The 21,703-nt window shown below is 64.0% G+C and carries 23 protein-coding genes and 1 pseudogene; 5 read left to right on the top strand and 19 right to left on the bottom strand.

Going from position 1 to position 21,703, the window contains the following annotated elements:
- Nucleotides 1-84: 84 nt before the first annotated feature.
- The 7 genes from M3I53_RS17875 to M3I53_RS17840 form a co-directional block, all read right to left on the bottom strand.
- The gene (locus M3I53_RS17875) at nt 85-984 is read right to left on the bottom strand and encodes a transporter substrate-binding domain-containing protein (RefSeq protein ID WP_254317217.1); all 900 of its coding nucleotides are present in this window, start codon (nt 982-984) and stop codon (nt 85-87) included.
- Nucleotides 977-1,837, bottom strand: a complete 861-nt coding sequence (locus M3I53_RS17870) for an ABC transporter permease (RefSeq protein ID WP_254317216.1) — start codon at nt 1,835-1,837, stop codon at nt 977-979. The genes M3I53_RS17875 and M3I53_RS17870 overlap by 8 nt, the downstream gene beginning before the upstream one ends.
- On the bottom strand, nt 1,818-2,681 hold the full coding sequence (locus tag M3I53_RS17865) for an ABC transporter ATP-binding protein (protein WP_254317215.1): 864 nt from the start codon (nt 2,679-2,681) through the stop codon (nt 1,818-1,820). The genes M3I53_RS17870 and M3I53_RS17865 overlap by 20 nt, the downstream gene beginning before the upstream one ends.
- A complete protein-coding gene (locus tag M3I53_RS17860; RefSeq protein WP_254317214.1) occupies nt 2,678-3,763 on the bottom strand; it encodes an ABC transporter substrate-binding protein in 1,086 nt (361 codons plus the stop codon). Before M3I53_RS17860 ends, M3I53_RS17865 begins: the two co-directional genes overlap by 4 nt.
- A gap of 364 nt (nt 3,764-4,127) precedes the next feature.
- Entirely contained in the window at nt 4,128-5,588 is a 1,461-nt protein-coding gene (locus tag M3I53_RS17850) for a 3-deoxy-D-arabino-heptulosonate 7-phosphate synthase (RefSeq protein ID WP_254317213.1), read from the bottom strand.
- A gap of 64 nt (nt 5,589-5,652) precedes the next feature.
- The gene (locus M3I53_RS17845) at nt 5,653-6,180 is read right to left on the bottom strand and encodes a DUF6496 domain-containing protein (protein WP_254317212.1); all 528 of its coding nucleotides are present in this window, start codon (nt 6,178-6,180) and stop codon (nt 5,653-5,655) included.
- A gap of 79 nt (nt 6,181-6,259) precedes the next feature.
- A complete protein-coding gene (locus M3I53_RS17840; protein ID WP_254317211.1) occupies nt 6,260-7,171 on the bottom strand; it encodes a LysR family transcriptional regulator in 912 nt (303 codons plus the stop codon).
- Nucleotides 7,172-7,291: 120 nt separating this feature from the next.
- Between M3I53_RS17840 and M3I53_RS17835 the strand changes: the two genes are divergently transcribed.
- A complete protein-coding gene (locus tag M3I53_RS17835) occupies nt 7,292-8,230 on the top strand; it encodes an alpha/beta hydrolase fold domain-containing protein (protein ID WP_254317210.1) in 939 nt (312 codons plus the stop codon).
- A gap of 7 nt (nt 8,231-8,237) precedes the next feature.
- On the opposite strand, the gene M3I53_RS17830 is transcribed toward M3I53_RS17835, so the two are convergent.
- From M3I53_RS17830 to M3I53_RS17805, 6 genes are all read right to left on the bottom strand, one after another.
- A complete protein-coding gene (locus M3I53_RS17830; protein WP_254317209.1) occupies nt 8,238-9,785 on the bottom strand; it encodes a transglycosylase SLT domain-containing protein in 1,548 nt (515 codons plus the stop codon).
- Nucleotides 9,786-9,879: 94 nt separating this feature from the next.
- A complete protein-coding gene (locus M3I53_RS17825; RefSeq protein ID WP_254317208.1) occupies nt 9,880-10,260 on the bottom strand; it encodes a hypothetical protein in 381 nt (126 codons plus the stop codon).
- Nucleotides 10,261-10,369: 109 nt separating this feature from the next.
- Complete coding sequence (locus M3I53_RS17820) at nt 10,370-10,771, bottom strand: hypothetical protein (RefSeq protein ID WP_254317207.1); 402 nt, start codon at nt 10,769-10,771, stop codon at nt 10,370-10,372.
- Nucleotides 10,772-10,890: 119 nt separating this feature from the next.
- A complete protein-coding gene (locus M3I53_RS17815) occupies nt 10,891-11,172 on the bottom strand; it encodes a pentapeptide MXKDX repeat protein (protein WP_254317206.1) in 282 nt (93 codons plus the stop codon).
- Between the two features lie 104 nt (nt 11,173-11,276).
- Nucleotides 11,277-12,053: a molybdopterin-dependent oxidoreductase gene (locus tag M3I53_RS17810; RefSeq protein ID WP_254317205.1), complete on the bottom strand. Its 777-nt coding sequence runs from the start codon at nt 12,051-12,053 to the stop codon at nt 11,277-11,279.
- A gap of 56 nt (nt 12,054-12,109) precedes the next feature.
- Nucleotides 12,110-12,748 carry a cytochrome b/b6 domain-containing protein gene (locus tag M3I53_RS17805; RefSeq protein ID WP_254317204.1) on the bottom strand — a complete coding sequence of 213 codons (639 nt, stop codon included), beginning with the start codon at nt 12,746-12,748 and terminating at the stop codon, nt 12,110-12,112.
- Nucleotides 12,749-13,167: 419 nt separating this feature from the next.
- Here M3I53_RS17805 and M3I53_RS17800 point away from each other — a divergent pair, with 419 nt between their 5' ends.
- Nucleotides 13,168-13,713 (top strand): sigma-70 family RNA polymerase sigma factor, encoded by a 546-nt coding sequence (locus M3I53_RS17800; protein ID WP_254317203.1) that lies wholly within the window; start codon nt 13,168-13,170, stop codon nt 13,711-13,713.
- On the top strand, nt 13,710-14,351 hold the full coding sequence (locus M3I53_RS17795; protein ID WP_254317202.1) for a DUF1109 domain-containing protein: 642 nt from the start codon (nt 13,710-13,712) through the stop codon (nt 14,349-14,351). The genes M3I53_RS17800 and M3I53_RS17795 overlap by 4 nt, the downstream gene beginning before the upstream one ends.
- A 33-nt stretch (nt 14,352-14,384) precedes the next feature.
- On the opposite strand, the pseudogene M3I53_RS17790 reads toward M3I53_RS17795, so the two are convergent.
- From M3I53_RS17790 to M3I53_RS17780, 3 genes and pseudogenes are all read right to left on the bottom strand, one after another.
- A pseudogene (locus M3I53_RS17790) lies at nt 14,385-14,522 on the bottom strand (chloride channel protein); the annotation flags it as partial.
- Nucleotides 14,523-14,566: 44 nt separating this feature from the next.
- A complete protein-coding gene (locus tag M3I53_RS17785) occupies nt 14,567-15,313 on the bottom strand; it encodes an SDR family NAD(P)-dependent oxidoreductase (protein WP_254317317.1) in 747 nt (248 codons plus the stop codon).
- 214 nt (nt 15,314-15,527) lie between these two features.
- Nucleotides 15,528-16,523, bottom strand: a complete 996-nt coding sequence (locus tag M3I53_RS17780) for an aldo/keto reductase (protein WP_254317201.1) — start codon at nt 16,521-16,523, stop codon at nt 15,528-15,530.
- A 241-nt stretch (nt 16,524-16,764) separates the two neighbouring features.
- On the opposite strand from M3I53_RS17780, the gene M3I53_RS38650 reads away from it, so the two are divergent.
- Both M3I53_RS38650 and M3I53_RS17770 read left to right on the top strand, forming a co-directional pair.
- A complete protein-coding gene (locus M3I53_RS38650; RefSeq protein WP_375542544.1) occupies nt 16,765-16,917 on the top strand; it encodes a LysR family transcriptional regulator in 153 nt (50 codons plus the stop codon).
- A gap of 50 nt (nt 16,918-16,967) precedes the next feature.
- Nucleotides 16,968-17,870 (top strand): NAD(P)-dependent oxidoreductase, encoded by a 903-nt coding sequence (locus M3I53_RS17770; protein WP_110388101.1) that lies wholly within the window; start codon nt 16,968-16,970, stop codon nt 17,868-17,870.
- A 72-nt stretch (nt 17,871-17,942) separates the two neighbouring features.
- Here M3I53_RS17770 and M3I53_RS17765 read toward each other — a convergent pair whose 3' ends face one another.
- From M3I53_RS17765 to cls, 3 genes are all read right to left on the bottom strand, one after another.
- The gene (locus M3I53_RS17765; RefSeq protein WP_254317200.1) at nt 17,943-19,184 is read right to left on the bottom strand and encodes a cystathionine gamma-synthase family protein; all 1,242 of its coding nucleotides are present in this window, start codon (nt 19,182-19,184) and stop codon (nt 17,943-17,945) included.
- A 95-nt stretch (nt 19,185-19,279) separates the two neighbouring features.
- Complete coding sequence (locus M3I53_RS17760; protein ID WP_254317199.1) at nt 19,280-20,266, bottom strand: GNAT family N-acetyltransferase; 987 nt, start codon at nt 20,264-20,266, stop codon at nt 19,280-19,282.
- A gap of 113 nt (nt 20,267-20,379) precedes the next feature.
- The gene (gene cls, locus M3I53_RS17755; protein WP_254317198.1) at nt 20,380-21,651 is read right to left on the bottom strand and encodes a cardiolipin synthase; all 1,272 of its coding nucleotides are present in this window, start codon (nt 21,649-21,651) and stop codon (nt 20,380-20,382) included.
- Nucleotides 21,652-21,703 lie beyond the last annotated feature (52 nt).

Here is a 21,703-nt window from a genome sequence, read left to right as displayed (position 1 = left end):
TAGCCAATCGCGCAATGCGTGCGGTGACAAGGCGTGCCTGTCGAAAAGCTATCAGTTTCGCGTGGCAGAACCGAAGCGGCGCGATTAGTGGCAATACAGGTCGTTTTCCGCGTTGAACATGTCGAACGCGAGGCTGATTGCCTGATCTTTGCGCAGGGTCGCCAGCCACCGGCTACGTCGCCACGCCGTCACCGTGTCGCCGACAAAGACGGCGCTTGCCGCGTCGCCGGCGCGCGTCGCGATGAACTCAGCCTGCGCAGCGATCGTTCCGGGTAGCCGGCGATAGTAGGACCAGTCCGCCTGCTTGAGCAGCGCCTCGATCACGAACTCGTCGTCGACGAGGGCGGCGCAATCGCCCGCCTGGAACGCCAGCAAGGCGTCGAGTGGCCGGTCGAAACCGTGTACGCTCGCCTGGAACTCGCGCGCTGCACGCTTAGCATATGGGTTGCCTTGCGATGCGCAGATCGCGCGGCCGCGCAGGTCGCGCCATGTCTGCACGTTGCCGTGGCCCAGCACCAGCGCCATGCCACGGCCGCTCGAATACGAAGCCGGCGCGAACGCAACCCGCGCGTCGGGTGAGAAGCCCAGGCCGGCGATGGCGGCATCGGCCTTGCCCGACTGCAGTGCGGCGCGCGCGGCGGCCGGTTCGGCCAGCAGGAACTGCACCGGCAGCCCCGCGCGGCGAGCGAGATCCGAAGCGAGCGCCGCCGCGAACGGATCGGGCGCGCGCAGCGTGCGGTCGACTTTGCCGACGTAAAGCGTGGGTGCGGGGCGCGGCGGCACCGCCACGATCAACACGCCACGCGCTGCCGCGGCGGCGAAAGGCGGGTCGCTGTCAGGAAGGGCGCGTGGCAAGTCTGCGTTCAGCGCCCATGCGAGCAGCGAGAGTAATGCAAACGATGCGAGCGTGGCCGTTCGCGCGATGGCCGGCCAGCGCAAGCGCCGCGGAACTGCGGAGGCGTCGAGCGGAGCGTTCCTAGCCATTCTGCGCGAGCCCGACGCGCCAGCGCAGCAGTTGCCGTTCGAGTATCGACAGGCTCTGATTGATCAGCAGTCCAAAGATGGCGAGCAGAACGATGCCCGCATACATATCGGGAATCTGAAAAGTCTCCTGCGAATTGAGCGTATAAAAGCCGAGCCCTGAACGCGCCCCGATCATTTCCGCCGCCACCAGCGCGGTAATGCTGTATGCGCCCGCCAGGCGCACGCCCGTGAGGATTTGCGGCAGCGCGGCCGGCAGCACGACCTTCGTCGCGATAAAGTGCTGCGAGGCGCCCATCGAGCGCGCGCAGTCAATCAGCACGCGCTCGACCTGCTTCACCCCCGCGATGGTATTGAGCAGGACCGGCCAGAACGCGGCCCACACGACAATGGCGATCTTCGACGACTCGCCGATGCCGAGAAACAGCATGAAAACGGGAAAGAGCGCAAAGGCCGACACCTGGCGCAGCAGCTGAAAGACGGGATCGACAATGCGCTCGACGCGCCGGAACCAACCCAGCAGGAAGCCGCATACAATGCCAGCGGCCACGGCGAGCAGCAAGCCGCTAATGGAGCGCACGGCGCTCGCGCCGATATGCGTCCACGCGTCGCCGTTTTCGAAGAGCCGCGCGATCGCGAGGGCGACCCGTGAAGGCGGGCTCAGGTAGGCGGAGTTGACCACGCCGAGCCTGGGCAGCAACTCCCACAACAGCAGGAAGGCGACGAGCGCGATGGAGCGCTCCACGCCCACATAAAGGCGCGCGATAGATGAAGCGGCATGCACGCGCCGCACGCTGCGCGAGGATTCGCGGGCCGCGCCTCGGCTGGATATCGAGTCAGACATCGAATCGGACATGATCGGCTCCCGTCAATGCTTGGGTTTGCGGCTGTACGTCGAGCCGAACGTCGAGTTCCGTGCTGAGGCTCGCCCACGCGCGCTGTCGCAGCGCGACGAACGCCGCCGAGTGACGCAGTTCGGCGGCGCGCGGGCGTGGCAGATCGACGTCGATGATCTCTTTCACGCGACCGGGGCCGCGACCGAGAATGGCGATGCGATCGGAGAGAAAGATCGCCTCGTCGATGCTGTGGGTGACGAACACGACGGTCGTGGCGCTTTGCTCCCAGATCGAGAGCAATTCCTGCTGAAGCAATTCGCGCGTCTGCGCATCGAGCGCGCCGAACGGTTCGTCCATCAGCAAAATCTCGGGGCCATAAGCAAGCGCGCGAGCGATCGCCACGCGCTGGCGCATGCCGCCGGAAAGCTGATGTGGATAATGATCCGCGAACTCCAACAGGCCCACGAGGCGCAAAAAGCGTTCGGCTTCGCTGCGCCGTGTTGCGCGCCTCATGCCGCGAATTTCCAGTCCCGCTTCCACGTTCTTGCGCACAGTGCGCCATGGAAAGAGCGCGTAGCCCTGAAACACGAAGCCGAGCTTTTGCCGCACGGCGCTCACGGGGTCGCCGTCCACGCGAATATCGCCCGAGCTTGGCGGCGTGAGCCCGGCGAGCACGTTGAGGAAGGTCGACTTCCCGCAGCCGCTCGGGCCCAGCAGCGAAAGGAATTCGCCATCGCGCACGGCAAGGTCGAAGCGCTTGAGGACCGTATGGTGCGTGTCCGTTTGCGCGTTGCTATAGGTGAGCGAGAGATCGCGCGCGACGATCTTCTCGCGGAGCGCAGTTGCTGTGTTTGCCGTGTTCACGAGCGAGTTCCGTTCGGCAAGGCGGTCGCGCTGGCCTGCGCCTCGTGCTTCGCAAACGGATTGAAGTCGTTCGTGTAGACATCCTTGACGTTGACCTTGCCTTTCGGAATCTTGCCGGCCTGCTCGAGGATATCGATGTAGTACTGGATGGGCGGCTCCGTGACCACGAGGTCCTTCACGTAGGCATAGCGCTCCACGAGCCGAACGTCGATGCCGAGCCGCTCGGCCGTCAGCTTGCGCGCTTCGTCGGGATGCGCATTGACCCAGTTGCCCGCCCTGGCGATGGCCGTGACGAAGTCGCGTACCGCCTGCGGGTGGGCGCGCGCGAACGCGCCGTTCACGCTATAGGGCGCCATGCCGCCAAGGCCGTGATCCTCGTCCCAGTCGCTCCACAGCTTGCGCAGTTGCGGATCGGCTTCGGCCGAGCCGGAAAACGGCGGATGAATGATCGCGACGTCCACGTTCTTCGTGACGAGCGCCTGCTCGGACTGATTGTCGGGCACGACGAGCCAGTTCACCTTCGAGACATCCACGCCGTGCTGGGCCAGATACTTCTTGGTGACGAACTCCGCGCACGCGCCGAAGCTGTTGAACGCTACCGTTTTACCCTCGAAGTCCTTCGGCCCGAGAATGCCTGAATCCTTGCGCACGAAATACTTCATATGGGGCGCGTCGGGCAGCGTTTCGCCGCCTGCGGAAATGACCTTGATATCGGCGCCGCTCGCAATCGCGGAGATGACGAGCGGCACCATGCGCGTGCCGAAATCGATATCGCCGGTACCCACGAGCGGAATGATCTGCGGCGCCGATATCTTGCCGACGTATCTGGGCCGCGTGCTCGTGTTGTCGAAATAGCCGAGCTTGTCGGCGAGATAGACGAGGTCGAACGCGGGATTGTCGGGGTACTTGAAGTAGGTGATTTGTTGCTGCGCCGACGCTTGTCGGGTCGTGGCAGACGCGTCCTGCGCGTGCTCCCCATGCGGCTTGCAGCCGCTTTGGAGTACCAGGACCGCAGCGGCGCACGCGGCAAGCAGAACGGTTCCGGCGGAGCGCCGACGGATTTTCGGGGAGAACGCCTTCATGAGCGGAGACTCGGCAACGAGCAGAGGTAAGTGAGATGACGATGCTCGATGATTGTCGATCTGCAACGATTTCAGGCAAACCAACGAATTATGATTTGCTTAGTTGTTCGTATCGACAATGCGCCAATCCGGCTGCTTCTGCTGTTGCTTCGAAATATCCGCTGCTGCTGCTTTGGTCCGACTTTTCGCGTCGATCCGGTGGGAAAGGGGGCGGGCTGCACGCCACGCTCCTTTCACACGCTTAAGGCAGCGAGATCGTCAGATTCGCCGATTGCGGCCCGAGCTTGATGAGTTGCGTATACGGGGCGAGCATGTGCGCACGGAGCATTGAGGCGTCAGCGCGCCTTTCTCGAACGCCTGCACGTCAACAAGGCCCTTCGTTCGCCGTGTACTGCGAACATCCCGGCGAACACCTTGGCGAGCACTGCGCTGCATCGGCAATCGTGGCCATCAGGTCATCGGGGTACACCATCAGTTCGCGTACGAGGCGCAGCATCGAATACTGGTCGAGCACCGCGTGCCAGCGCGGCGATCGCGTGAGGTGCTGCCAGACAGCAGCCAGTATTTCCGGATCTGCATGTTGTCCGTCCCACTGGGTGCTGGCGTATTCGAGGCTCGCCGGTGCGGACAAAAGCTGCATGCGGCTCGCGGCGTTGAGCATTCGCGAAGCGCCGTTGGCGGGCGCATCGCAGCAATAGAGTACGGTTTTCAGCAACCCGGATTCGTCGATGCCTTGCGCGCGTAACGATGCGCCGTGCAGTCGTACCGGCCCCTGCTGGGTCTCGAACGTATAAACGACGTTTTCTTCGGCGTGCGCGAGCAGGCGCAAACCGCGCATGAGCCGCGGGAGGTCGGTCGTCGCGGACTCGACGGATGCCTTTGCTTCGACGAGCAGGCGCACGTTCCAGACGGGCACGATATCGAAGGTCTTTGCGTGCAGCCGCTCCAGCAGGACCACGTCCCATTCCGTTTTGGCGCGCTCGTGCGTGCCCGGTATCGAGGCCGGAACGCGCATCGAGCTCACGACACGGTACGCGTGCGGGTTCTCCTGCGCTGCGTTGAGCCTTTGAGCCAGGGATTCGAGTGCCTGTACGGCCAGCGCTTCGACTGCCGCGCCGCGCCGCTGGGACGCCCGGCCTTGCGCCACAGCCGCCGGCGTACCCGGCCGCGGACCATACGCATCGAGCAATGATACGTACTGCTGCACGAGTGGATCGGGCGCCAGAACTTCGATCCGGCACAGGCGCGCAAGTGCCGGACTGTCCCGCAGATCCGTCAGCGCGGGCCCGAAATCCGAGCCCTTCGAAAGTTCCGGCAAAGCGAGAAGGTCTCGCGCGGTTTGGTGAAGTCCCGCGTAATGGGCCTCGTGGTGCGCCAATGACGCGGACGCATGCAGCCGCGCAAGCGCTTCGCGCTGCCAGGCTTGCAGCGCGCGCTGCTGTTTGGCCGGATGCGCGATCGCATTGACGGCAGCATGGATCTGCCGCCGGTCCTGATCGGCCTGTGCCGAAAGCGACGCAAACTCGCGCACCTGGGGAGCGCGGTGCCGCAGCACCATCGCCTGAAATGCCCGGTCTCCGGAATCGGCTTGCATCGCCTCGGTGATCATGACCGCGAGCGCGTCAATAAAACGCGGCTGCAGCGTCGCATCCGGTGCTACGCCACGCGCGATGGCTTCGCGTGCCTGTTCGATGACGCGTGCCAGAGCCGTCGCCGGATTGGCGTCTCGAAGCGGCAGCGCCGAAGCCGCGGGCTCTTGCGGCAAGCGATAACGGCGTGGGACGTCGCGAAGGATCTGTTCGAGCAGCAGAGCAGGTGAGGGCATCGGCGGATTTGCAGCAAGCGCATGCGGGGCGATGAGGAACATAGTCTCATAACCCCGCGCCTCGCTAGTGGCGGGTGTGCTGCGCACGTGCGGCGCGTGTCTTCGCCGCCTTTTTGGCCGCGGCGGAGCGGCCCGCTGCACCCTTGGTCTGCGCAGCCTTCTTTGCCGCCGCCGATCGGCTTGCCGCGGGGCGGCGCGCCGCCGCGCTCTTCGCCTGCTTCGACACGGCTTGTGGCGATGCGCCCGCCCGGCTCTCGCCCTTGAGCACTTTCGTCGTCGTGCGCGAGCGTTTGGCCTTCGATTCCGTGCTCGCGCGGCCCGTTTTCTCGCCGTGGCCCGCCGCGCTGTCCTTTGCGGCCTTCTTGCGCGTCGCTTCGCTGGTTTTGCCTGGCGCCGGCGGTTTGAGGTCCACACCGGCGCGCCGCGCCTTCGAGAGGCCGATGGCGACAGCCTGCTTCGCGGAACGCACGCCATGCTTGCCCTCGCGCACGCGATCGAATTCCTCCTTCACGAATTCGCCGGCCTGGGTACTTGCGGATTTGCCTGCGCGCTTGTCCGCGCGCGCACGCTCGATCGTTTTCTTCTCGGGCATTTTGGCTCTCCTTGATGAATGACCTACTCCTCCCAGCAAACACCGTTCCGCGCCGGCGTGCAAGGAGCGCGCAGAGCCATCAGTGCGCAACGAAGGCCGGGCGCGGATCGGCCGCGAGCATCTCGGCGACGAAGTCGAGAAACACGCGAGTCTTGTTCGGCAGCCGCCTGCCCGATGGATGCACGCCGTGGATGGGCAACGGCGGCGGCGCGAAATCCTCCAGCACGCTGACGACTTCGCCGCTCGCCATCTCCGCTGCGAAGAGCCAGCCGGGCGCCTGAACCAGGCCCATATGGGCGAGGACGGCGGCGCGAATCTGCTCCGCGTCGCCGGTGCGGAAGTTGCCCGACGGAACCTGCAGACCCGGTCCTTCGACGTTCGCGAAACGCCATGCCCGCGGCTCGCGCATGGGCGCGAAAACGACACAGTCATGCTGTTCGATCTCGTGCGGCCGTTCGGGGCGCCCGTGCTTTTCGAGGTATTCCGGCGTTGCCACGACAACGACCGGACTCGAGGCCAGATGCCTCGAAATCATCGAGGAGTCGGCAAGCGGTCCGCTCTTGATCGAAAGATCGAAACCTTCCTCGACGAGATTGACGTTCCGCTCCGTTGCGGAAAGGTCCACGTACACCTGCGGATAGCGGGAGAAAAACACCGGCAGGTGCGGCACGATATACAGCCGGCCAAAGACCGGCGGCACGGTGACGCGGATCAGCCCGCCGGGCGACAGTTGGCCATGCCCGACTGAGGACTCGAGATCGGCAAAGTCGCCAATGATGCGCAAGCCGGCTTCATAGACCGTTTGACCGGTCTCCGTGAGCGTCATGCTGCGCGACGTGCGCCTGACCAGTTGAGCGCCAAGATAGCGCTCGAGCGACGCGATCTGCTTGCTGACCGCAGGCTGACCCACGCCGATGTCGCGCGCCGCCGCGGCGAAACTCCCGCTTTCGACGATGCGAATGAAAAGTTTGAGCGCGTCGAGCCGGTCCATTTTCTCTTCCCAAAACTTCCTGACTGGAATGGATTCTATTCCATTTGGCCCCGTTCCATGCTCCATGTGGAATCGATATCGTCATGGCCATCGACAGCGCATTCACGCAACGAAGGAGCCATGATGAGCATCGGAGAACGAGCCAACCTGATCGAAGTGCGGCGCAGCCTGAGCGATGACGACCGCGAGGCGGCGAGCGCCTCGATCGAGCGCACGCAACGGCATTTCAACGAATTCCATGGAACGATGCGCGAGGCGTACGACGCCATGACCGCGCAGACGCCGGTGGCGGACGGCGTCGCCATGGAGAGCGTCGCGAACGCGGACGCAACAGGGTGGTGGATTCGGCCGCGCGCCGCGCCTGCCCATCGCGCGATCCTGTTCCTGCACGGCGGGGCCTTCGTGCTCGGGTCTGCAGCGGGGTATCGCGGGTTCGCGAGCCAGATCGCGGTGCGCGCCGGCGTCGATACCTTTGTGCTCGACTATCCGCTTGCGCCCGAGCATCCGTTTCCCGCGGCGCACGATGCCGTGCGCGCGGCGCTGCGATGGCTGGCGAACGGCGGCATACGCGAAGTCGCCCTGGTCGGCGACTCCGCGGGCGGCGGCCTCGCACTTGCGGCTCTGGGCGTCGACGAGCGGCCGGCGTTGAACGTCGCGAGCGTGGCCGCTTTCTCGCCGTGGGTCGATCTGGCCTTGACGGGGCCGTCGTTCCACAGCGATGCGACCCGGGATGCCGTCCTGACGCGGGCTGTGCTCGCCAATGCCGCCGCGGCGTACCTTGGCGCCGCCGACCCCGCGGACGCACGCGCGTCGCCGCTGCATGCCATTCCGGGGCGCCTGCCACCCGTCGCGCTCCAGGTGGGCACGGAGGAGCTGCTGTTCGACGACGCGCGACGTTACGCGGCGGCCGCGGCGGAGCAGGGCAACACGGTGAAGCTGGAAATCTACGAAGGTCTGCACCACGTGTTCCAGCGATCCACCCACGAGCTGTCGAGTGCGCGGCATGCGCTGGATGAAGTCGCGAGATTCATCTCGCTGTGCTGGGCGCCTGACGCGTAAGCCTGCCTCAGCCGTGCTTGCGCATCTGCCCGATGGCGCGTTCGCGCGCCGCCTGGGCCTGCTGCACGAGCCGGTAGGCGGCGTAGTACTTGTAGATATTACGCACGTAAGTGGTCGTCTCGATCCCGATCTTCTCGCCAACCACGATCTCGACATTGTTGAACCACTTGTCGGGCGAGAGCCCCCGGGCGGCCGCTTCCTGGCGCATCTTCGCGATCCTGGCCGGACCCGCGTTGTAGCTCGCGAACGCGAAGAGGGCGCGGTCGGAGTCGGAAAAATGCGCATCCGGGAAATAGCGGGACATCAGGAGGTCAAGGTATTTCGCGCCGGCGTGGATGTTCGATTCCGTCACGCGGATGTCACCGACGGCCAGCTCCTTGCCGGTCGCCGGCATGAGCTGCATGATGCCGATCGCGCCAACATGGCTGCGGGCGCTTTGGTCGAGTTGCGATTCCTGGAAACCTTGCGCGGCAAGCATCAATGGATCGAAGCGATATTGCGCGCCGTACTTTTCGAAGAGACCGACCGTTTGCGAAAAACGCTTCAGTTCCGCGTCCTCGGTATTGCTGGTGATCTGTTTGACGCGCTGCAGTTCCTGCTGCAGACGCACTTCCGCCACGCTCTGCTTTTTCACGTAGCCAAGGTAAAAGTCGGTGATGGCCTGCTGGAGTTTCGGACTCTGCTTGCGGATCGCCCAGCCGATATAGCCGGCGTCACGCACGGCCATGTCGTCGTGCACCACGATGCCCGGCAGCACCTGCGCCCAGAATTTCGCCTTCCAGTCGTCGACGACGAGAATCTGCACCAGCCCGACATTGAGCATCTCCATGGCGTCCTCGTCTTCGAGCGCATCGGGCAGCAATACCAGCTTCATCGGCGGCTTGCCTTCTTTTTTGAAGCGCGCGTTCAGGGCGGTCAGACTCTCGAAGTAGCTGCTGCTCGCACGCACGTGCACGGTCTTGCCGCTCAGGTCGTCCAGTTTGGTGAGCGTGGGCGACTTCGGACCGGTGACGACCAGCTCCCGGACCGGCTTGCGGTCGCGCGGCGCGACGAAGTCGACCTGCTTGAGCCGCGTTTCGGTTGCGGTCAGATTGCCGGCGGCGATGTCGCCCTTCCCGGCAAGCAGAGCGGGAATGAGCTGGTCGCGAGTCGTCGGGATGATCACGAGCGTCAATGGACGCTTGCCGAGGCTGCTCTGGTTCGCCTTGTTCAGGTAGCGCTCGAAGTCGCGCATGAGCCCGGCGGTCAACCCGCGCTCATGACCGAGCTCGGTGAAATAGAGCGTCCTGCTATATGGCACCAGCACGCGGATCAGCCTGCGGTCGAGCATGGCGTCGAAATCGCCGAACTTCGGCTGGATGGCGAGATTGAGCCGGCGCGTGGTGGTGGACGTCGGGGCCGCGGGGGGCGATGACGCGCTGGCGGACGCAGCCGTCTCGGCCCGTGACGCCGCGGCTTGCGCAGGCGTTGCCTGGGCCGCGAGGCAGCCTGTCGGCCGGCCGGCAATCGTTATCCCGAAAGCGAGGATGATCAGCAACGTATGAACAATACGCATGATGGCAGGCGCGAATGTTCCGCGCCTTCCCATCATGTCACAACCGCATAGGCTGGCTATGGGCCGATGGTCGTATAGAGAAACGGAACAGCCGCTACTTCGCCGATGTCATGACATCGCAGCCGCCGTGGGAGCCGGTGTTCTTCAGGGTGAGCGTAAGCCGGCTGCCCCGGTTCGCCGTGATGATCTGCCCATAGCTCACCGTTGGAATGAACTGGATATCCGGGGCAACTGCCACAGGGGGATTCCTTGCGCCGTCGACGCTCAGGTCGAGCTCCACGGTGACCGAGTCGATTGCAACACCGATATCCTGTTTGCGGTCGGCCTGTTCTTTCCGGAAATTGCACAGACCTTCGAGAACTTGGTGGAGGGCGGTTGGAATATCAACCGGCTTGCCCGGCGGGATCGGCGGCGTGTTGCAGCCGACCATCATGAAAGGCAAAGCGCAAAGGACCACATATCGGCAGGCGGGCATCGGGTTCCCCTTTGATGAGCCGAGGGACGGCTTTGTCGAAGGGTGGCATGTATGGATGCCCCGTCAATCGGACCTATGTCCTATGCCGATGCCCGCACCACCTCGTGAACTACCCGGTCAGGCGCGCCCACAGCGTCCGTATCCGGCGAGCTGAGTTGTCGAGCAGATACGACGCTGTGAGCGCGATCAGGCCGGACACGACTCCCGTCGCAATGTGTTCGAGAACATGAATGCGATAGTGACTCGTGTGCGCGTAGGCATCGCCGATTATGGTCAGGCAGCCCACCAGCAGCGCGTTGCCGTAGCGATTCGCGTACCACTTCGCGGCTGGCGTGAAGGTAAGCAGCACGGCAAGCGCGCCGGTGAACAGCCCCGTCTTGAATGCGATGGTCCAATGGGGCAGGCTCATGATGTTGCCCCAGCTCCCCGGCATGCAGGTCATGCACGCACTGGTTGGCTGCCAGAAGCGCTGAATGAACAATTTCAGGCGGCGTTGCCATTCGCTTCCCATCACGTACTCCCGGCGCAGGGTGTGCGGCCCCGCGGAAATCGTGCATCGCGAGCGCACGGTGGCGAGGCGCGCGCGGTGCGCTCCTGGCGCAAGCTACGCCGGGAGCGCGTTACGACCGTTCAATGCGCCATGGCGCCCGATGCTGGATGATCCATGCCCATGGCGTCGTGCTTCATCGGCTGTTTCATCTGATCATGGCTCATCTCGCCATGGCTCATCTCGCCGCCTTTGCTCATTGTATCCTGCGACATGGCGCCTTTGCCCATGGTGTCCTTCTGCGTCGAGTCCTTCGACATAGCGTCGTTCGACATCGCGCCGCTAGCTTGCGCGAACGCAGCGCCCGCGCTCATGCTCAACAGGGCGGCCGTGATGGCGATTGCTGCGAATCGGATCGTGTTCATTTGCATTGCTCCTTGCTGGTGGAAAAAACCGTTGCCCCTTCTGCGGGCGGAAGTGAAACGGAGCCGTCGCATGAAGTGGCGTATCAGGCGGCGGCAGGAAGACGTCAAGAACCGCCGAACCAGTTGTAGCCCTGGTCCACCCAGTAGCCGCCTGGATACGTATTCGTGACGAAAATCTCGACGATGTGTTTGGGGTTCTTGTAGCCGAGCTTCGTCGGCATGCGCAGCTTCATCGGATAGCCATATTTCGCCGGCAGGCGCTCGCCGTCGTAGTCGAAAGCGAGCAAGGTTTGCGGATGCAGCGCCGTGGCCATGTCGATGCTTTCGTAGTAGTTGTCGGCGCAGCGAAAGCCCACGTATTTCGCGGTGAGATCGGCATCGACCCGGCGCAGGAAATGCGCGAATGGCGTGCCGCCCCAGCGGCCGATCGCGCTCCAGCCTTCGACACAGATGTGCCGTGTGATCTGCTCGGCGTGCGGCAGCGCGTACAACTCGGGCAGCGTCCAGACGCGCTGGCCCTTGACGAGTCCGCTGAGCCTGAGCCGATAGTCGCCGCCATCGACCACGGGCGCTTCGCTTTCGCTGTAGAACGCGTTGAAGGGGAAGGGGCGCGTGATCTGGGCTTCGCTGTACGTAGGCGCGAGCCGGGTTGGGTCGAACAGCCATGCCTGCACGCGGTCGTTGAGCCGGGAGACGGCGGTGAGGAAGGTGTTGACCGAGGCGTCGTCGGTGATCGTGCAGCCGGTCAGCAGCGAAAGACCGCCGAGCGTGAGCATGCGCTTGCCGAACAGGCGCCGTGACGGCATGTCGAGTTCGCGCCGGGCATCGGCAAGAATCGCTGCGCGGTCGATTGCGATGATCTTGCGGTCGTTCGTGTTCATCTGGAATCCTTATCGATATCGAAGGACGGTGACGCAAACAGGATCGGGCGGCGTGTTCAGCGTCCGCGCAGCATGGTGAGCAGCGAGCGCGGCACGAGTGCGACCATCGCCACGTGAACGAGCACGAACGCCGCAAGCACGGACATCGCGCAAAAGTGCACGACGCGGGCGCGGTCGTATCCGCCCATCAATTCGCGCAGCAGCGGAAACTGCACCGACTTCCAGATCGCAAGGCCCGACAGCACGAGGACGACGAGATCGGCGATCGCAACGAGATAGGCGAGTTTCTGCACGGCGTTGTACTGGCTCAGGTCGGCGTGAGAAAGCCGGCCCGTGAGTGCGGCGCGCAGATCGTGCAGCACGGCACGCGGGCTCAGCGGGAAGAACTTCGTGCGCCAGCGGCCGGTGGCGAGATTCATGGCGAGATAGACGAGGCCGTTGAAAAACAGCAGCCACATTGCCGCGAAATGCCATTGCAGCGCGCCGCCGAGCCAGCCGCCGAGCGTGATCGAAGTGGGAATGACGAAGCCCGCGAATACGGGAGACGCATCGTAAATGCGCCAGCCGGAGAACATCATGACGAGCGCCGCAAGCGCGTTAAGCCAATGCGTGACGCGCAGCCAGAGCGGCTGAATCGTGCGTGGGCGGCGCACGCTGGCTTCAAGTGCGGGCGATTCACCGATCGACGTGTGCATGGCGTTTCCTCGTTAGCGCGGAGTTGACAGTGAATTCGCTGTGGCGCGCGCGTGGGTTACATCGCGTCGAGAAAAAATTCGCACGATCGGGGCGGCTAAAAATAAGTCGCCGAGGCTGTAACCCGCCTGGCGTGGCGAACGAACTACCCGCAACGGGCGCACGCGCTCGCGCCACGGGAAAGAGGCACAAGGTGGGTTTGACCAGCACATGGGCGACGATGACGGAAGGGGCGACGCCCGGCGCGCGCGCCGGGGCTGCGCATGCCATTGCGGCGCGCGAGGCGTTCGGCTACGCTCACGCGAGCGGGCGCGAGTGCGGCGGCGTTCGTAATCGTTTTGAAAGTTCGCCATCGCAAGACCGGGCGAGCGCCATGCCCGCAAGCCCGCCAACCTACCGTCGCGACCATCCAGGACGACCTTTGCACTCCGCGGAAACCCGTCTCAAAGCGCTTTTCGTCAGCGGCCTGGAAGGCGACGCGCAAGCGTATCGCGACTTCCTCGAGGAACTCACGCGCCATTTGCGCGGCTACCTGCGCCGGCGCATTCCGCAGTTGCGCGACGACGTCGAGGACCTCGTGCAGGAGATTCTGCTGGCGGTTCACAACGCGCGTCACACATGGCGCCCGGACGAACCGCTTACGGCCTGGGTGCACGCGATCGCCCGCTACAAGCTGATGGACTTTTTCCGCTCGCGCGCACGCCGCGACATGCTCAACGATCCGCTCGAAGATCACACTGATCTGTTCGCCGCGCCCGACGACGAACCCGCGCAGGCGCGCCGCGATATCGGCAAGCTGCTCGAGCAGCTGCCCGACAAGCAGCGCCTGCCTATCGTCCACGTGAAGCTCGAAGGCCTTTCGGTCGTGGAAACGGCGAAGCTCACTGGACTCTCCGAATCGGCTGTGAAGGTGGGTATTCATCGCGGTTTGAAGGCGCTTGCCGCGCGCATCAGGGGAGCGCGATGAAAACCGACGATCTGATCAACCTGCTGGCCGCCGGCGATGCGCGCGTGGACCGCAAAGCCGTGCTGCGCCGCTTCGCGCGGGCGCTGGCGCTCGGTTTTGCGGGCTCGGTCGCGCTGATGAGCGTGGTGTTCGGCGTGCGGCACGATCTCATGAGTGTCATGCACACGCCGATCTTCTGGGCGAAGGTCGCGTTCCCGTTGTGCGTCGCGGCCGCTGCCGCGCTCGCGGTCAGCCGCCTCGGGCGGCCGGGCCGGCGCGGCGGCTATGCGTGGGCGCTGGTGGCGCTGCCGTTCGTCGCCGTGCTGGCGGGCGCATGGCTCGCGCTGGGCGATGCGGCGCCCGCGCAACGCATGCCGCTCGTGATGGGCCTCACATGGCGCACGTGCCCGTTCAATATCGTGCTGCTTTCGGTGCCCACGTTTGCGGCCGTGTTCTGGGCCGTGCGTGGTCTCGCGCCCACCCGCCTGCGCGCAGCGGGCGCGGCGGCCGGGCTCTTTGCGAGCGCGCTCGCGACCATTGCGTATTGCCTCCATTGCCCGGAGATGAGTCCGGCGTTCTGGAGCGTCTGGTATGTGATCGGCATGTTGCTGCCCGCTGGCATTGGCGCGTGGCTGGGGCCGCGGCTGCTGCGCTGGTAACGGCGCGTGAGGATCGACGCGCGTTGGTGCGCGTCACTGTTTCAGGAAGCGTTGCGCCAGGGCTTCGTACAGCGGCGGCGCGAATCGCCCGCAAACCTGGCTCGAAACGAGCGCCGCTGCCATCGACGAGATCACGAGTGCGTGCCCGTCGATCGTTTCGATGACGATGACAGCACGCACGCGTTTTTTGGCGCTAGCCGGTTTCACCCACCGGCTTAGCGAAGGCCCCCGCTGGCGACGATGTGTTCGCCCGTCAACCATTTGGCGTCGTCCGATGCAAGGAACACGACGGCGGAGGCGATATCGTCCGGCTGGCCCACGCGCCCGAGTGGCGTCTGGCTGACCGTATGGCTTTCGAAATCCGATCCGATGACGCCGATCGCGTGTGCGCCTTCTGTCTCGATGATGCCAGGATTGATAGCGTTCACGCGGATCTTGCGCGGTCCCAGTTCGCGTGCGAGCACGCCCGTGATCGCATCCACGGCGCCCTTCGTGCCGCTATAGACAGCCGTCGTCGGCGGCGTCACCGTCGTCACGACCGAACTTACGTTGATGATGCTCGCACCCTCGCCAAGATGCTTCACGGCCGCCTGCGTGGTGAGCAGCACGCCGAGCACGTTGATGTCGAACTGCTTGCGGTATTGCGCTTCCGTGAACTCTTCGATCGGCGCGAATTCAAAGACGCCCGAGTTGTTGACGAGGATGTCGAGGCGCCCGTAAGTTTCGACGGCCGTGTTGATGATGCCCTGTGCGTCGGCCGCTTTCGACACGTCGCCGCCAACGGAAACCGCCTTGCCGCCGGCCGCCGTAATCGCGCTTACGACCGCATCGGCGCCCGCCTTGCTGCTCGCGTAGTTCACCACCACCGAAGCGCCTTCGGCCGCGAGCGACCTGGCGATCGCGGCGCCAATGCCTTTCGACGCGCCCGTGACGACCGCCACCTTGCCTGCAAGTTTGCCCATCATGTTCTCCTTACCGTAAGTCGCAGCATCGAATGGAACCGGCGTCTCGACTTGTATGAAGCCATCGGCCGGCGACCACTACGAATCTAAAGGTCCGCGCCGCCGCGATAAAGCGGTCGGACGCGAATTGACTGGCAGGATCAGCCGAACAATCGGGGCGGAGCACATGGAGTAAGCGGCGCAGAAATTCCGGCGGCTTCGACAGCAGGGGCGTTTACCAGCGCTGGTGGACGTGAGGCGCGATCAAGCGTTCATAAACGTCCCGCACCCGTTGCATGGCCGCATCGGAGAGCGGGGCGAGGTTCGCCGCCGCGACGTTCGACGCCGCCTGGGCCGCGTTCTTGCTGCCTGGAATGATGACGGAGACGGCGTCTTCCATCAGTATCCAGCGCAGGGCGAGCTGTGCCATTGAAGCGTCCACGGGTACCAGGCCTCGCAGTTCATCGACGGCCTTCAAGGCGACGTCGTACGGCACGCCCGAGAATGTTTCGCCCACGTCGAATGCCTCGCCATGGCGATTGAACGCACGGTGGTCGTCTGCCGCAAAAACGGAATCCGCGGACAATTTGCCGGTGAGCATGCCGCTGGCGAGCGGCACGCGCGCAATGACCGCAACGTTTTTCTTGAGCGCCTCGCGGAAAAACAGGTCGGCAGGACGTTGACGGAACATGTTGTAGATGATCTGCACCGAAACCACGTTGGGATAGTCGATCGCCTTCAGCGCTTCCTCCACCTTTTCGACCGAAACGCCGTAAAAGCGGATTTTGCCGGCGGCGACAAAGCTGTCCATCGCGTCGAACACCTCGGGGCGGTAATAGACCTCCGTCGGCGGGCAATGCAGTTGCACGAGGTCGAGCGTGTCGACGCCCAGGTTCGAAAGACTCCGGTCGATAAAGCCTTCGAGTTCGCGCTTGTTCAAATAGCCGCTGGTCACGTGCGGGTCGAGCCGGCGTCCGAGCTTGGTGGCCACGATGGGACGCTCGCCGCCGCGTTCGCGCAACACGTCGCGGATAATGCGCTCCGAGCGGCCGTCGCCGTAGACATCGGCGGTGTCGATGAACGTGACGCCGTTATCGAGCGCGGCGTTCAGCGCGGCTCTGGCGTCGTCTTCGCCGACGCTGCCCCACGAGCCGCCGATTGCCCATGCACCAAAACCGATTTCGGACACATTCCAGCCGGTCCGCCCAAAATTCCTCTTCGAAAGCGTCATTTGCGTGCTCCTCCTGTGGTTCGCGCAGTTGTCTCGCAGGCCTTTCAACGGCCTCTGCGCCCGTAGTGTAGCTGGCTGATTGCCACGCTGCCGACCGGGCTGTTGGTCAACGGCTGCTTCGAGCCAACGATTCGGGCGTAAGCGGGTATCGGCAGATCGCTATCGTGGCAACCTGACCTCCTGTCTGGCGTTTTTCGTCCTGCTCGGACGTTACGGAAACCTTTCAAGCATCGCGCGCGACATGGACATCACGCCACCGGCGGCGACCAAGCGGCTTGCGCAGCTCGAGGCGCGCCTGGGCGTGCGCCTGGTCAACCGGACCGGCTCACCGCAGACAATCCATCCGGCTGGAAAGGTTGCGGTGGTCATTACAGCCGGCCGATGTTTGCGGTAACGTGCGCGTTTGCAGAGGCGGCAATGACGCCACGAACAGGAGAGAGACAGATGACGAAGCGAGTGATAGTGACCGGCGGCAGCGGTCTTGCCGGCAAATGGGTGGTCGAGAACCTGGTAGCGCACGGCTACGAAGTGTTGAATCTGGACCGTGTGCCCATGCCGAAGCGCACCGCGCGCACGCTGATCACGGACATCACGGACGCGGGCCAGGTTTTCAATGCGATCGCCTCGACCACGGCGCCGGTGGAATTCGCCGACGACCTGGAGCCGAAACCCATCGACGCGATCGTTCACTTCGCGGCGATTCCTCGCATCATGCTGACGACCGATAACGAGGTCTACCGCATCAACGTGATGGGGACCTACAACATTCTCGACGCCGCCGCGAAGCTGGGGGTCCGCAAGGTGATCGTGGCCTCGAGCGAGACGACTTACGGCGTGGTGTTCGCGCACCGGCATCGCGATCCCGCGTACTTTCCGCTCGACGAGAACTATCCGGTGGACCCGATGGACAGCTACGCCACCTCGAAAGTGGTCAACGAAGTGACCGCCAAGGCATTCCAGGCGCGCACCGGCTCGGACATCTACTGTTTTCGCATCGGCAATGTGCTCGATCCCGAGGACTACGCGAAGTTCTCCACGTGGCTCAAGGATCCCGCGCTGCGCAAGCGCATTGCGTGGAGCTATATCGACGGGCGCGATCTCGCCAACGCGTGCCGGCTCGCCATCGAAACGGACGGCCTCGGCTTCGAGATCATGAACGTCGCGGCGGACGACGTGTCGTCCGACTTGCCGACCCAGACGCTGCTGGATCGCTACTATCCGGGCGTGCCGGTCAAGAAGGCCCTCGGCGAGTTCGAGACGCTGCTCAGCAACGAGAAGCTCAAGCGGCTGCTCGGCTGGCAGCAGCAGCATTACTGGCGCGACGAGGCGAAACGCTTCAATCCGTAAGCGGCATCAGCCTCGAAAACGCGCAGGGCCAGCGAAGTGCTGGCCCTGTTCACCACATCGACGCTCCCGGCGTTATGCGGCCAGCTTGAGCGCTTGCGAGAAGTCTGCAATGAGGTCGTCGATATCTTCGATGCCCGCCGAAAGCCGCAGCATGCCGTCGGAGATGCCCATCGCCTTGCGCGTCTGCGCGCCGGCTTCGAAAAAGATCGTCGGCGCGACGGGAATGATGAGCGTGCGCGTGTCACCGAGGCCGGTGGCCTTGATCGGCAGTTCGAGCGCGTTGACGACGTCGATCATGCGCTCCGCGTTGAGCAGTTCGAACGAGAGCAGCCACGACGCGCCCTTGAAGAGCGCCTGGGCAATCTCGTATTGCGGATGGCTCTTCAAGCCCGGATAGAACACCTTGCCGATGGCTTCGTGGCCTTCGAGAAATTGCGCGAGCGCGAGCGCATTGTCGCTGCTTTGCTTCACGCGCAGGGCGAGCGTTTCCGCGCCCATGGCGATGGCGTGCGCCTGCTCGGACGACAACGATGCCCCCATGTCCCGCAAGCCCTTCTTGCGGATCTGCAGGAGCCCCTGATCTTTCGCCGCCGACCGCCGGTAGTCGTCGGCGATGTTCGGATACGCGCTCCAGTCGAACAGGCCCGTATCGGTCACCGCGCCGCCGAGCGCGGCGCCATGGCCCGCGATGGTCTTCGTCAACGAGTTGATGACGAGGCTCGCGCCGACCGCCTTCGGCTGGAACAGGGCGGGCGAGGTGATCGTGTTGTCGACGACGTAGGCGATGCCGCGCTCGCGGCACAGCTCGCCGATGCCCTGCAGGTCGGGAATCTGCGTGCCCGGATTCGCGATGGTCTCGACGAACACCATGCGCGTATTCGGCTGGATGGCGTTCTTCACGTTTTCGGCGTCGCCGGCGTCGACGGTCGTGACTTCCACGCCGAGCGTACGCAACGTGCCGAACAGGCTGTTGGTATTGCCGAACACATAGCGGCTCGACACGAGATGATCGCCCGCGCGCAGCAGCGTGAGGAAGGTCGCCGTGATGGCGGCCATGCCGGTGCTGAAGCAGACCGTGCCGGTGCCGCCTTCCAGGCTAGTGATCTTGCGCTCGAGCGCGGCCGTCGTGGGGGTGCCTTGCCGCGCGTAGTTGAAGCCGCCTTTCTTCGTGCCCTGAAACACGCCGATCAGGTCCTCGACGCGCTCGAAACCATATTGCACGGACGTATGAATCGGCTGGCGCACGCCGCCGTGCTCGGTGCCCGCGATCCTGTCGCCGTGAACGATGCCAGTGGTGAAGCCTTGCTTGCTCATTCTCACTCCGTTTCTCAAGTCGATTGCGTTTGGCACATTATCGCCTGTAACGCGTATTGCCGGCATCCACGCGCACCGGGCCAATCCGGCGAGCGCTAACGCAGTTCGGACTCCGACGGTTCCAGTACGCTGCGCAGCTTGCCGAGCAGCCAGTTGACGAACGCGTTGTTGTGCCGATAGTGATTCCAGGTGGGAATCTGGCGGGCGCCCAGGATGCGTTTGAACTCATAGGACGTCGCCCCCAATTCGATTTCCTCGAAGCCTTCGCGAATGCCGAATTCGACCGTGCGAATGAACATGGCGAAGTACAGGCCGTACTCCTGGCTCCTGGCGTAGTCGAGCCCGATATAGCGGTTGACGAGGTGCCGTCCCTTGCCGATCAACTGGGTGAAGCCAATCAACTCGTCGTCCAGAAAGTACAGCAGATAATGGCTAAGGCTGCGGGTATTGGCGAAATACTCCGGCGTGAGCTTCTCGAACTTCAACTCGGCTTTTTGCCAGGTGTTCAGATACAGCGCATACACTTTGGCGACGAGGTGATCGGGCAGACCCGCGCATTCTTCGTAGCGAAGCGCGGCGGCCTTTTTCAGCTTCCGCTTGAGCAGGTTCCTGCGGTCGCTCTTCATGGCCTGGTAGTAGTCCGGGCCGATCGACAGCACGGGCACCGGCAGGCCTTTTGCGGCCACGAAGCCGCGCAGCGGCAAGTCCTCGGCGAAACCCTTGTACGCGAGCAGGCTCCCTTTCTTCGCAAGCGCCGTGCTGATGGCCGCGAGCGTCTCCTGCGAGACTTCGCCCTGGATGCGGCCAGCATCGACGGTCGGATGCCCGATGCAGGCCAGCTTGAAGCGGATCCAGCTCAGGCTTTGCTTCAGCCAGCCGCTGGGAAGCAGGGTGTTGAGCCGGAAATCCATCACGAAGTAGGGCGCCACGGTAACGAGCGCGCTGTCCCGGTACACAGCGAAATAACCGAAGCTGAAATCGTCCAGCCGGGCCGTCTGAAAGGCCTGGTAAAACTCCGCTCCCTCCGGCTCGTCGCGCAGAAACCCCTCGGGCGGATTGGCCAGATCCTCGATGTGCAGCATGGATTACGGTCCCTTTTTTTTCTGTTTGCTTTGTCGACAGCCCAATGTCGGGCACCGATTGTCGGCGATCTTCGCTTTCTTGTCGATTGGCGGCGCGGCGCTCGCGGGGGGCGTCACAACTGCGAATCGAGGAGGGCGGCCGCGTGTTCGAGCAGCTTTTCCCTTAACGACCTGCGGCGCCAGTCTTCAAGCGTGATGCGTTTGGCGAGGGCGGCGTCGGCATCGAAAATGACCGTCTGCTGGCGCGCGAAATCGCGGTCGTAGATGTTGAGATTGGCCTCGTCGTTGAGCTTGAACGAGCGGCTGTCGAAGTTGGTCGAGCCGACCGACACCAGGTATTCGTCGACGACGATCAGCTTGCAGTGGAACATCGTCGGCTGATACTCGTAAATCTCCACGCCGGCCGCGAGCAGGTCGCCCCAGCACGCGCGCGACGCCTCGCGCACCGTGTGGGTGTCGATGCGCTTGCCCGGCGTGATGATGCGCACCTTCACGCCGCGCTTCACCGCCTCGACGATCGCGTTGATCGTCAGCTTGTCCGGCACGAAGTACGCCGTCGACAAATGGATGGAGCGCGCCGCGGCGGTGATCGCCATGAGGTACATCAGCTCCATGTCGTCGCTGCCGCCCGAGGGCGAGCTGCTGAACACGTGCGCGAGGCCGTTGCCCGCGGCGTCGATCGCGGGAAAGTACTGCGGGCCGTGCAGCACATTGCCCGTCGATTTGACCCAGTTGTCCATGAAGACCGCCTGCATCTGTCCGACCGCCGGGCCTTCAATGCGAAAGTGCGTATCGCGCCAATGCTTTTCGTCCTGCGCGTGGCCGGTCCATTCGTCGGCGATGCCTACGCCGCCCGTAAAACCGATGCGTCCGTCGATCACCAGCAGCTTGCGGTGCGTGCGGTCGTTCATGCGGCCGAGGCCCGTCCAGTGCGGCTTGTGATATAGCACGAGCTGGGCGCCCGCCTCGCGCAGCATGCGGTGATAACGCTTGTCCATCTTCGACGAGCCAACCCAGTCGAGCAGCACGTGCACGGCGATGCCCGCGCGCGCCTTGTCGGACAGCGCGCGGGCGACTTCTTCGCCAATCGCGCCGGACCAGTAAATGAAGGTCTCGAAGGTGATGGTGTGCTGCGCCGAGCGGATGCCCGCGAGCATCGACGGAAAGATTTCGTCGCCGTTCACGAGCACCTCGAAGCGGTTGCCTCCCACGACGGGCGGCCCCAGCAGCAGCCCCATCGAGCGGATGAACTGCGGACTGTCGCTCGCGTAGAGCCGGTCGATCTTGTGCTCGATCTTCTTTTCGCCGCTCGTGAGGTTCGCGATCACCAGGATGACGACAAGCGTCACCGCGACCGTCACGACTATGAGGGCAATGGTCGACATGCGTGGGCCTCGCCTCGCGGATGGGAACGATGCCCTGCTGTAGCACATTGCA

The organism is Paraburkholderia sp. CNPSo 3272 (assembly GCF_024206495.1).
Lineage (GTDB): Bacteria > Pseudomonadota > Gammaproteobacteria > Burkholderiales > Burkholderiaceae > Paraburkholderia.
This window is presented reverse-complemented; position numbering and strand designations above follow the sequence as displayed.

What these genes read in the sequence shown, in the direction of transcription:
- M3I53_RS17875 (WP_254317217.1), bottom strand. Translation starts at nt 984, where the DNA reads ATGGCTAGGAACGCTCCGCTCGACGCCTCCGCAGTTCCGCGGCGCTTG.
- M3I53_RS17780 (WP_254317201.1), bottom strand. Translation starts at nt 16,523, where the DNA reads ATGACGCTTTCGAAGAGGAATTTTGGGCGGACCGGCTGGAATGTGTCC.
- M3I53_RS17870 (WP_254317216.1), bottom strand. Translation starts at nt 1,837, where the DNA reads ATGTCCGATTCGATGTCTGACTCGATATCCAGCCGAGGCGCGGCCCGC.
- M3I53_RS17770 (WP_110388101.1), top strand. Translation starts at nt 16,968, where the DNA reads ATGACGAAGCGAGTGATAGTGACCGGCGGCAGCGGTCTTGCCGGCAAA.
- M3I53_RS17760 (WP_254317199.1), bottom strand. Translation starts at nt 20,266, where the DNA reads ATGCTGCACATCGAGGATCTGGCCAATCCGCCCGAGGGGTTTCTGCGC.
- M3I53_RS17845 (WP_254317212.1), bottom strand. Translation starts at nt 6,180, where the DNA reads ATGCCCGAGAAGAAAACGATCGAGCGTGCGCGCGCGGACAAGCGCGCA.
- M3I53_RS17795 (WP_254317202.1), top strand. Translation starts at nt 13,710, where the DNA reads ATGAAAACCGACGATCTGATCAACCTGCTGGCCGCCGGCGATGCGCGC.
- M3I53_RS17830 (WP_254317209.1), bottom strand. Translation starts at nt 9,785, where the DNA reads ATGCGTATTGTTCATACGTTGCTGATCATCCTCGCTTTCGGGATAACG.
- M3I53_RS17815 (WP_254317206.1), bottom strand. Translation starts at nt 11,172, where the DNA reads ATGAACACGATCCGATTCGCAGCAATCGCCATCACGGCCGCCCTGTTG.
- M3I53_RS17810 (WP_254317205.1), bottom strand. Translation starts at nt 12,053, where the DNA reads ATGAACACGAACGACCGCAAGATCATCGCAATCGACCGCGCAGCGATT.
- M3I53_RS38650 (WP_375542544.1), top strand. Translation starts at nt 16,765, where the DNA reads ATGGACATCACGCCACCGGCGGCGACCAAGCGGCTTGCGCAGCTCGAG.
- M3I53_RS17785 (WP_254317317.1), bottom strand. Translation starts at nt 15,313, where the DNA reads ATGGGCAAACTTGCAGGCAAGGTGGCGGTCGTCACGGGCGCGTCGAAA.
- M3I53_RS17860 (WP_254317214.1), bottom strand. Translation starts at nt 3,763, where the DNA reads ATGAAGGCGTTCTCCCCGAAAATCCGTCGGCGCTCCGCCGGAACCGTT.
- M3I53_RS17825 (WP_254317208.1), bottom strand. Translation starts at nt 10,260, where the DNA reads ATGCCCGCCTGCCGATATGTGGTCCTTTGCGCTTTGCCTTTCATGATG.
- M3I53_RS17850 (WP_254317213.1), bottom strand. Translation starts at nt 5,588, where the DNA reads ATGCCCTCACCTGCTCTGCTGCTCGAACAGATCCTTCGCGACGTCCCA.
- M3I53_RS17765 (WP_254317200.1), bottom strand. Translation starts at nt 19,184, where the DNA reads ATGAGCAAGCAAGGCTTCACCACTGGCATCGTTCACGGCGACAGGATC.
- M3I53_RS17820 (WP_254317207.1), bottom strand. Translation starts at nt 10,771, where the DNA reads ATGGGAAGCGAATGGCAACGCCGCCTGAAATTGTTCATTCAGCGCTTC.
- M3I53_RS17835 (WP_254317210.1), top strand. Translation starts at nt 7,292, where the DNA reads ATGATGAGCATCGGAGAACGAGCCAACCTGATCGAAGTGCGGCGCAGC.
- cls (WP_254317198.1), bottom strand. Translation starts at nt 21,651, where the DNA reads ATGTCGACCATTGCCCTCATAGTCGTGACGGTCGCGGTGACGCTTGTC.
- M3I53_RS17805 (WP_254317204.1), bottom strand. Translation starts at nt 12,748, where the DNA reads ATGCACACGTCGATCGGTGAATCGCCCGCACTTGAAGCCAGCGTGCGC.
- M3I53_RS17840 (WP_254317211.1), bottom strand. Translation starts at nt 7,171, where the DNA reads ATGGACCGGCTCGACGCGCTCAAACTTTTCATTCGCATCGTCGAAAGC.